This is a genomic window from Mitsuaria sp. TWR114 (genome assembly GCF_007997345.1).
The window spans coordinates 1-8,333 of sequence record NZ_VOSR01000698.1 but is presented as its reverse complement, the minus strand read 5'-3'; the positions used below and the strand labels follow the sequence as shown (position 1 = coordinate 8,333).

General features: G+C 69.1%; 8 protein-coding genes. 2 read left to right on the top strand and 6 right to left on the bottom strand.

The annotated features are described in order from the left end of the window. Both FUT87_RS22625 and FUT87_RS31030 read right to left on the bottom strand, forming a co-directional pair. Positions 1 to 384, bottom strand: a 384-nt coding sequence (locus tag FUT87_RS22625) for a response regulator (protein ID WP_147242469.1), incomplete at its 3' end; no start/stop codon positions are given. Beyond that, a complete protein-coding gene (locus tag FUT87_RS31030) occupies positions 362 to 1,318 on the bottom strand; it encodes a hypothetical protein (protein ID WP_186830710.1) in 957 nt (318 codons plus the stop codon). The genes FUT87_RS22625 and FUT87_RS31030, both read right to left, overlap by 23 nt. 433 nt (positions 1,319 to 1,751) lie before the next feature. On the opposite strand from FUT87_RS31030, the gene FUT87_RS22615 reads away from it, so the two are divergent. After that, positions 1,752 to 4,610 carry a valine--tRNA ligase gene (locus FUT87_RS22615; protein ID WP_147242468.1) on the top strand — a complete coding sequence of 953 codons (2,859 nt, stop codon included), beginning with the start codon at positions 1,752 to 1,754 and terminating at the stop codon, positions 4,608 to 4,610. On the opposite strand, the gene FUT87_RS22610 is transcribed toward FUT87_RS22615, so the two are convergent. Continuing rightward, a complete protein-coding gene (locus FUT87_RS22610; protein ID WP_186830709.1) occupies positions 4,580 to 5,524 on the bottom strand; it encodes a D-isomer specific 2-hydroxyacid dehydrogenase family protein in 945 nt (314 codons plus the stop codon). The two genes, FUT87_RS22615 and FUT87_RS22610, sit on opposite strands and share 31 nt — an antisense overlap. Before the next feature lie 84 nt (positions 5,525 to 5,608). Here FUT87_RS22610 and galU point away from each other — a divergent pair, with 84 nt between their 5' ends. Next, positions 5,609 to 6,478, top strand: a complete 870-nt coding sequence (gene galU / locus FUT87_RS22605) for a UTP--glucose-1-phosphate uridylyltransferase GalU (protein ID WP_091733299.1) — start codon at positions 5,609 to 5,611, stop codon at positions 6,476 to 6,478. 98 nt (positions 6,479 to 6,576) lie between these two features. Here galU and FUT87_RS22600 read toward each other — a convergent pair whose 3' ends face one another. The 3 genes from FUT87_RS22600 to cysM form a co-directional block, all read right to left on the bottom strand. Then, positions 6,577 to 6,804 (bottom strand): sulfurtransferase TusA family protein, encoded by a 228-nt coding sequence (locus FUT87_RS22600; RefSeq protein ID WP_091733295.1) that lies wholly within the window; start codon positions 6,802 to 6,804, stop codon positions 6,577 to 6,579. Between the two features lie 57 nt (positions 6,805 to 6,861). Continuing rightward, the gene (locus FUT87_RS22595; protein WP_091733292.1) at positions 6,862 to 7,389 is read right to left on the bottom strand and encodes an NUDIX domain-containing protein; all 528 of its coding nucleotides are present in this window, start codon (positions 7,387 to 7,389) and stop codon (positions 6,862 to 6,864) included. Positions 7,390 to 7,493: 104 nt separating this feature from the next. Beyond that, positions 7,494 to 8,333, bottom strand: an 840-nt coding sequence (cysM, locus tag FUT87_RS22590; protein ID WP_147242466.1) for a cysteine synthase CysM, incomplete at its 5' end; no start/stop codon positions are given.

Below are 8,333 nucleotides of genomic sequence, written 5' to 3'. Positions count from 1 at the left end.
CGCCGCCGCGACCGCGCGCACCGCCTCCGGCCGGCCCAGGCGCGCGGCCAGCTCGCGGGGCTCGAAGGGTTTGGCCAGGTAATCGTCCGCGCCCAGCTCCAGGCCCACCACCCGGTCGGTCAGGTCGCCCCGCGCGGTCAGCATCAGGATCGGGATCTCGCGCCACGGCTCGCTGCCGCCGCGCACGCGCTTGCAGAAGGCGAAGCCGTCCATCTCCGGCAGCATGCCGTCCAGGATCAGCGCGTCGAAGCGCTCCTCGGCCAGCCGCGCCAGCGCGGCGCTCGGCCGCGTCACGGCGCTCAGCGCGAAGTCGAAACGCGCCAGGTAGCTCGCCAGCGGCGCGGCCAGCGCCTCGTCGTCGTCAATCAGCAGCAGTCGGTGCATCGTGCCGTCCATTGTGCCCAGCCGCCTGGCCCGGGGAGCCGTCGGCGCCCGCGGCGCGCGTGTGCCGGACCAGCGTGATGGCGCGCTCCGGGCAGCCTTCACGCAGTGGCCGCCAGGCCCGGCAGGCGTCGGCATTCGGCGTGAAGGCCTGCTGCCAGCCGTGCGCATAACCGCGCAGCTTGCCGAAGAGGCTCAGGTCCTTGCGGCGCTCCGCCGGCAAGGTGCCGACCGAGAACACGCCATAGGGGCAGACCTCGACGCAATCGCCCTTGCCTTCGCAGCGGTTGCGGTCGATGACCGGCCGCAGCAGCCCCGGAGGCTGCCGGCAGTCGCNNCCCCGGTCGTTGGCAGCGCCGTGACCGTCGCGACGGTCGTGGCCACCCCGGCCGCCGTCGCGTCCGGCGCGGCGACGCAGCCGGCGCAACAGGAAGCGCAGCATCTGCTGCTGGTCGAAGTCGAGCGCGTCGAAGAAGTCGCCGACGGCCGCCACCAGCGCGGGACCGGTCGCCCGCAGCGCCTCGACCTGGCCGTCGAAGAGTTCCTGCGCCTCCTCGCGGCGGAAGTTGTCGCTCTCGATCAGCCGGGCGACCTCCGGACCACGGGCCAGCGCCTTGACCGCGCGCCGCGCCGTGCCGAGCTGGTCGACCAGGCGCTCCAGCAGCTCGGCCTGGCTGTCGCTCAGGTCCAGAAAGGCGCGGGCCCGGGCTTGCAGCCGCCCGCCGCGGCGACCGTGGGCATCGGGTCCCAGGCCCCCGCCGAAGCCGCTCCACCCATCACCGCCGTGGTGACCAGGGCCACCGTGGTGGCGGTGGCGGCCGTGTCGGAATTGCTCGCGTCCGAGCCCGCCCCAGCCCCACGGGAAACCGCCGAAACCGGCGAACCGGTGCCAGGGGCCGTGGACGGGCAGCGGGCCGTAGAAGCCATCGTCACACACAGGGCCGAAAGGACCGAAGCGACCATCGTGGCCGAAGTGAGCGTGCTGACGTTCATGGTGGTGGCTCCAGCGTCGAAACAGGTGCATGGTGCAGTTCCTCGGTAAAGCCCGGTTGTCCGGGCGGTGAATCCATGTCGCCATGATTCCCATGCCGCCTCGTCGGGGCATCTCACCGCGGTATCGCTGCTTTTCGTTTTGTATCGCCCCCTGCCCACCCGACGGAATGCCTCCAAGGGGGGAGGCAGCGCCTCTGCTGACACGACGCGTCAGGGGGCCGGTTTTCGACATCCCCCGCCCGGGCGACGGCTCTCCCCCTCTCGGCTGTCCCCCGTTCCACGCGCCCCCGACGGGGCTCGCCGGAGCCATGGCCCTCTACAATCGCCGGCTCCGTGTCCCTCGCCTAGATGACACCGCCTCGCGGCGGAGCGCCCCCATGACCGAACTCGCCAAGTCCTTCGAACCCGCCTCTCTCGAAGCCCATTGGGGCCCGCTGTGGGAGTCCAAGGGCCTCTACGAGCCGACGCTCGATCCGGCCAGGCCGTCGTTCAGCATCCAGCTGCCGCCGCCCAACGTCACCGGCACGCTGCACATGGGGCACGCGTTCAACCAGACCATCATGGACTCGCTGACGCGCTACCACCGGATGCGCGGCCACAACACGCTGTGGGTCCCCGGCACCGACCACGCCGGCATCGCCACGCAGATCGTCGTCGAGCGCCAGCTGCAGGGCCAGGGCCAGAGCCGCCACGACCTGGGCCGCAAGAACTTCGTCGCCCGCGTCTGGGAATGGAAGCAGCAGTCCGGCTCCACCATCACGCAGCAGATGCGCCGCATGGGCGACTCGGTGTCCTGGGGCCACGAGTACTTCACGATGGACGACAAGCTGTCGACCGTGGTCGTCGACACCTTCGTCAAGCTCTTCGACGAAGGCCTGATCTACCGCGGCAAGCGCCTGGTCAGCTGGGACCCGATCCTGAAGTCCGCCGTCTCCGACCTCGAGGTCGAGAGCGAGGAGGAGGAAGGTTCGCTGTGGCACATCCGCTATCCGCTGGCCGATGGCGGCGAGTCGCTGGTCGTGGCGACCACGCGGCCCGAGACCATGCTGGGCGACACCGCCGTGATGGTCCACCCCGAGGACGAGCGCTACAAGCACCTGATCGGCCAGCAGGTGAAGCTGCCCATCACCGGCCGCCTGGTGCCGGTGATCGCCGACGAGTACGTCGACAAGGCATTCGGCACCGGCGTCGTCAAGGTCACGCCGGCCCACGACACCAACGACTACCAGGTCGGCCAGCGCCATCAGCTGCCGATGCTGACCATCTTCACGCTGGACGCGACCGTCGTCGACACGATGGACGAGATCCCGGCCGAGTACCGCGGCCTGGACCGCTTCGCGGCGCGCAAGGCGATCGTCAAGGCGCTGGAGGAGCAAGGCCTGCTGGTCGAGGTCAAGAAGCACAAGCTGATGGTCCCGCGCTGCACGCGCACCGGGCAGATCGTCGAGCCGATGCTGACGGACCAGTGGTTCGTCGCCACCAGCAAGCCGGGCAAGGACGGCAAGTCCATCGCGCAGAAGGCCATCGACGTGGTCGCCAGCGGCGAGGTCAGGTTCGTGCCCGAGAACTGGGTCAACACCTACAACCAGTGGATGGGCAATATCCAGGACTGGTGCATCTCGCGCCAGCTCTGGTGGGGCCACCAGATCCCGGCCTGGTTCGGCACGGGCGGCGAGATCTTCGTCGCCCATGACGAGGCCGAGGCGCAGGCCAAGGCCGCCGCCGCCGGCTACACCGGCCCGCTCAAGCGCGACGAGGACGTGCTGGACACCTGGTACTCGTCGGCGCTGGTGCCGTTCTCGACGCTGGGCTGGCCGGCCAGGACCCTCGAGCAGGACCTGTTCCTGCCCTCGTCGGTGCTGGTCACCGGCTACGACATCATCTTCTTCTGGGTCGCCCGGATGATCATGATGACGACGCACTTCACCGGCAAGGTGCCCTTCAAGCATGTGTACATCCACGGCCTGGTGCTGGACGCGCAAGGCAAGAAGATGAGCAAGTCCGAGGGCAACGTGCTGGATCCGGTCGACCTGATCGACGGCATCGAGCTGGCCCCGCTGCTGGACAAGCGCACCCAGGGTCTGCGCAAGCCCGAGACCGCGCCCAAGGTCCGCAAGGCCACCGAGAAGGAATTCCCCGAAGGCATTCCCGGCTACGGCGCCGACGCGCTGCGTTTCACCTTCGCGGCAATGGCGACGCTGGGCCGCAGCGTCAACTTCGACAGCAAGCGCTGCGAGGGCTACCGCAACTTCTGCAACAAGCTGTGGAACGCCACCCGCTTCGTGCTGATGAACACGCAAGGCCAGGACTGTGGCCTGGTCGAGCACTCGAAGGAGCAATGCGCGCCAGGCGGCAGCGCGCACGGTTACCTGCAGTTCTCGCAGGCCGACCGCTGGATCGTCAGCGAGCTGCAGCAGGTCGAGCAGGCCGTCGCGCAGGGCTTCGCCGACTACCGCCTGGACCAGGTCGCCAACGCGATCTATTCCTTCGTGTGGGACGAGTACTGCGACTGGTATCTGGAGCTGGCCAAGGTGCAGCTGCAGACCGCGCAGGCCGAGGGCAACGAGGCCGCGCAGCGCGGCACGCGCCGCACGCTGATCCGCGTGCTCGAGACCATCCTGCGTCTGCTGCACCCGATCGCGCCCTTCATCACCGAGGAACTCTGGCAGACCGTCGCGCCGATCGCCGGCCGCAAGTCGACCGACTACCTGGTGACCGCGCCCTACCCGGTCGCGCAGCCCGAGCGCATCGACCCGCAGGCCATCGCCTGGGTCGAGCAGCTCAAGGCCGTGGTCGGCACCTGCCGCAGCCTGCGCGGCGAGATGGGCCTGAGCCCGTCCGACCGCGTGCCGCTGCTGGCCGGCGGCGACCTGTCCTTCCTGCGCGAGGCCGCGCCGGCGCTGAAGGTGCTGGCCAAGCTGCAGAGCGTCGAGCTGATCGAGGACGAGGCGGCGTTCAACCAGCAGAGCGCGATGTCGCCGGTGCTGGTGCATGGCGCGGCGCGCCTGGCGCTGAAGGTGGAGATCGACGTCGAGGCCGAGCGTGCCCGCATCGCCAAGGAGATCGCCCGGTTGGAAGGCGAGGTCGCCAAGGCCAATGCCAAGCTGGGCAACGAGAGCTTCGTGGCGCGCGCGCCGGCGGCCGTCGTGGAGCAGGAACGTCAGCGCATCGCCGACTTCAGCGCCACCGTGGTTCGGCTAAAAGATCAGGCAGCGCGCCTGGGTGGGTCGGCCTGAACTCGGCCTGCGTCGCGGGTGTGGACAGGATCTCCGAGATCCGCCGCGCCACGCTCCACGCGGCGCGCATCCGTGACTCCCGGGTCGTCGCCGCCACGCGCGGCGTGACCTGCAGACCGGGCGCCCCATGCAAGGGCGCCGGCTTCCATCAGGCCGGGCTCCATCAGGTCCAGCCACGCGGCCAGCAATCGGCCGCCATGCAGCGCGTCCGCCAGCGCCTGTTCGTCGAACAGGGCCGAGTGCGAGGTCGACACCAGCACCTGCGACGGCTTGCAGAAGTTCAGCACCCGCTCGCCGATCAGGCCGCGGTAGCGCGGGAAATACGCCAGCTGCACGCTGACGCCGTCGGCGGCCTGCATCAGCTCGCGCAGTCCATAGGGTTCGATGCCCCATTGCGCCCAGAGCGGATCGGCATGGTGCAGGCTGGGGTCATAACCGATCACCCGCGCACCAAACACCGGCAGCAGCGTGGCGAGCTGGCGCGCCGAAGGCGTCAGGCCCACCAGGCCGATGGTGGCGCAACCGAGCTCTCGTCCCACCCACTGCCCGTCCGCGCCCTGCACCGGCACGCGGCGCAGCAGCGCCAGCAAGGCGCCGATGACGAACTCCGCTTCGGCCGAGGCCGCCGCGGTCGGCGCGCGCACCACTTCGATGTTGGCGGCGCGGCAGGCTTCCAGATCGATGTTCTCCGCGCCGGCGCCGATGCGCCCGACGGCACGCAGTCGCGGCGCGCGGCGGACCGTGTCCGCATCCAGCGCGACGGAGGCGGGCAGGAAAATTGCCTGGGCCTGCGCAACATGCTCTCTCAGCGTCAGCGGCGCGTCCGCCGGCTCGGGGGCGACCTGCACGGCATGGCGCTCCGCCAGCCATTCCAGGACGTCTGCCTCCAGCGGTTCCAGGACTAGCACTGACATGAGGGGTTTGGAGAGGATTGTTTGATTTTCTTTCAGTAGCGCCATGCAAGAATGCCGGCGCAATTACCGTTGGAGTGTACGTAAATGGCCCTCATCAACAAGGCAATCTTCCCGGTTGCTGGACTTGGCACTCGCTTCCTGCCCGCCACCAAGGCGCAGCCCAAGGAGATGCTGCCGGTGGTCGACAAGCCGCTGATCCAGTACGCAGTGGAGGAGGCCTACGCGGCCGGCATCCGCCAGATGATCTTCGTGAATGGACGTAACAAGCGCGCCATTCCCGATCACTTCGACACCGCATTCGAACTCGAGACCGAACTCGAGGCCGCCGGCAAGAAGGAACTGCTCGCGCTGGTCCATTCGATCAAGCCCGACGACATGGAGTGCATCTACATCCGCCAGCCCAAGGCCCTGGGCCTGGGCCACGCGGTGCTGTGCGCGCAATGCGTGGTCGTCAACGAGCCCTTCGCGGTGCTGCTGGCCGACGACCTGATGGTGGGCAAGCCGCCGGTGCTCAAGCAGATGGTGGACCAGTTCTCCGAATGGCAGGCCTCCATCCTGGCCGTCCAGGAAGTGCCCGCCGAGCACACCAAGCGCTACGGCATCGTGGCAGGCTCTGCCATCAGCGACCGCCTGATGGACCTGACCCACATGGTCGAGAAGCCCAATCCCGAGGACGCGCCGTCGCGCCTGGGCGTGGCCGGCCGCTACATCCTGACGCCGGGCGTGTTCCGCGAGATCGCCACGCAGCCGCGCGGCGTCGGCGGCGAGATCCAGCTGACGGACGGCATCGCCGCGCTGATGCGCCGCGAGAAGGTCTTCGCCTTCCGCTATGACGGCAAGCGCTACGACTGCGGCAGCAAGGAAGGTTTCCTGCAGGCCAACGTCGAGCTCGCGCTGGACCATCCGCAACTGGGCGCCAGCTTCCGCGAGTACCTGAAGTCGCTGGAAATCTGACCGCCCTGAACTTCTGACGGCAGGACTTCCCGTCACTGTCCCGTCATGAAGCACGAAGGCCACGCAACGCGTGGCCTTCTTCGTTTCCGGATCTGCGCTCAGCGGCGCTTGAGCACGTGGATGAACTCGTCGCCGGCGCTGGTCTGTTCGACCAGCTCATTGCCGGTCTGGCGCGAGAAGGCCTGGAAGTCGCGCATCGATCCCGGGTCGGTCGCGACCACCTTGAGCAGCTGGCCGCTTTCCATTTCCGCCAGCGCCTTCTTGGCCTTGAGGATGGGCAGCGGGCAGTTCAGTCCGCGGGTGTCGAGTTCCTTGTGGATGTCCATGTGTGTGTCCTGACCGGCGCGCGCACCGGCGATGTGGCGGATTCTAGTCAGCCCGGCTCAGCTGCGCGGCGCCATCCACTTCGGCTCGAGGCCGCGGCCGCGCAGCCAGTCCGCCAGCGCCTGGCCGGTGCCGGCGGGCCAGCATTCGAGCTGCTCCGGTGGCGTCAGCGAGTACTCGACCAGCTCCGGCGACAGCGTGACCTCGCCGCGCGCCGGCACGTGGTACGCGATGATGACCTGGTTCTTCTTCTGGAAGTCATAGACGCCGATCAGCGTCGCGCCCAGCGCCTCGAGCGAGGTCTCCTCCAGCACCTCGCGCCGGATGCCCTCTTCCGGCGACTCGCCGGCCTCCATGAAGCCGGTGATCAATCCGAAGAAGCGCCCCGGCCAGGCGGCGTTGCGGGCGAGCAAGACCTGGCCCTCGCGGTCGACGCACTCGACCACCGCCGCCAGCACCGGCGTCGGATTGTTCCAGTGGGTGAAGTCGCAGCGGGGGCAGCGCAGCCGGGTCTTGGGGCCGCCGTCCTCCGGCAGTTCGATCCACGCCAGTTCGCTGGCGCATTGCGGGCAGAAGCGGAAGGTCATGGGCAAAGGCGCGCGGCGCCGTCGGGTCACGATCCGGCGATCATCCCCGATCGCCGGCCACCCGTCATGCCATCAGGCCATCAGGCCGTCAGGCCGTCAGACCATCAAGCCGGGAACACGCCGGTCGACAGGTAACGGTCGCCGCGGTCGCAGACGACGAACACGATCGTCGCGTTGCTCACCTGGCGCGCGATCTGCATCGCGACCCAGCAGGCGCCCGCGGCCGAGATGCCGCCGAACAGGCCTTCCTCGCGGGCCAGCCGGCGGGCCATGTCCTCGGCATCGGACTGGCCGACCAGCACCAGCTCGTCCACCGTTTCCGGGCGGTAGATCTTGGGCAGGTAGGCCGGCGGCCACTTGCGGATGCCGGGGATGCGCGAGCCCTCCGCCGGCTGCGCGCCGACGATGCGCACTTCCGGGTTCTGCTCCTTCAGGAAGCGCGACACGCCGGTGATGGTGCCGGTCGTGCCCATCGCGCTGACGAAGTGGGTGACGCGGCCGCCGGTGTCGCGCCAGATCTCGGGACCGGTGGTCTCGTAATGGATGCGGGGGTTGTCGCCATTGGCGAATTGATCGAGCACGCGGCCCTTGCCGTCACGCTGCATCTGCTCGGCCAGGTCGCGGGCGTATTCCATGCCGCCGGAGCGCGGCGTCAGGATCAGTTCCGCGCCGAAGGCCTTCATCGTCTGGGCGCGCTCGACCGACAGGTCCTCCGGCATGATCAGCACCATCCGGTAGCCGCGGATCGCCGCGGCCATCGCCAGCGCGATGCCGGTGTTGCCGGAGGTCGCCTCGATGAGCGTGTCGCCGGGCTTGATCTCGCCGCGCTCCTCGGCGCGCCGGATCATGCTGATGGCCGGACGATCCTTGACCGAGCCCGCCGGGTTGTTGCCCTCCAGCTTGGCCAGCAGCACATTGCCGCGCGCGGCCAGCGCCGGGCCCAG